Source organism: Streptomyces minutiscleroticus (assembly GCF_014650875.1).
Classification (GTDB): domain Bacteria; phylum Actinomycetota; class Actinomycetes; order Streptomycetales; family Streptomycetaceae; genus Streptomyces; species Streptomyces minutiscleroticus.
Genome location: NZ_BMVU01000213.1, coordinates 1 through 1,012, shown reverse-complemented (window position 1 = coordinate 1,012; position 1,012 = coordinate 1). Strand labels below are relative to the sequence as shown.

Genomic DNA, 1,012 nt, shown 5'->3' with positions numbered 1-1,012 from the left:
CAGCAATCGCGCCAATGCGTGTCATTCTTGACCAAAAAAGTGAAAACAAAATCACAGAGCCAAAACTCGCGCCAAAGCCAGCCCATGCGTAACTCACGATGCTAAGAATGCTAGCGTTTCTATCCGTTGAAATGAAAAAAGCGATGCAAGCTACCCCTAAAACCGAAAGCCTAGAAATAACCATCACTAATTTTTGCGGAGCGTTTTTATTGAAAATTGTCGCATAGAAATCTTCAGCAATGGTAGAAGAGCTTACAAGCAGTTGCGAACTGGCCGTGCTCATCACCGCCGCTAAAATCGCGCTCAATAAAATGCCTGTGATCCAAGGGTTAAAGAGCAATTGACTCATCACAATGAAAATCTTTTCAGGGTCTTCTAAGCTCAAGTCAAATTTATGCGCATACGCAACGCCTAAAAGCCCCATAGCGCATGCCCCAATCAAAGAAATAACCATCCAAGAAATCCCAATAGTGGTCGCTTTGGGGACATCTTTAATGGAGCGGATAGACATGAAACGCACTAAAATATGGGGTTGCCCAAAATAGCCTAACCCCCAAGCAAGGCTTGAAATGATGGCGACTACGCTAGAGCCTTGCAAGAAAGAAAGGTTTTCAGGCTTGATTTCTCTAATGATCTTAATCCCTTCTCCAATCCCTCCAAGATGGATTATCATAACAATCGGCACCACGATTAAAGCGCTCATCATCAAAAGCCCTTGAATCAAATCCGTCCAGCACACCGCCCTATACCCCCCTAAAAAGGTGTAAGAGACAATAATCAGCGTGCCAATGCTTAAAGCGTAGGTGTATTGAATGCCAAAGGTCGCTTCAAAGAGTTTAGCCCCGCTCACTAACCCTGAAGAAATGTAAAAAATAAAAAAGATCAAAATCACAAAAGCTGAAATCAAGCGCAAGATGTGTCTATCATCGCTAAAGCGCGTTTCAAAATAATCTGAAATGGTGATGGAATTAGCGATCACGCTCGTATAAATGCGTAAGCGTTTAGCCACAAA

Annotated in this window: 1 protein-coding gene; it reads right to left on the bottom strand. The window is 43.0% G+C overall.

The window, feature by feature from the left end:
- Window positions 1-979 (bottom strand): sodium:solute symporter family transporter (locus IE271_RS44475; RefSeq protein ID WP_229919999.1); only part of this gene is annotated, 979 nt, incomplete at its 3' end.
- Between the last annotated feature and the right edge of the window lie 33 nt (window positions 980-1,012).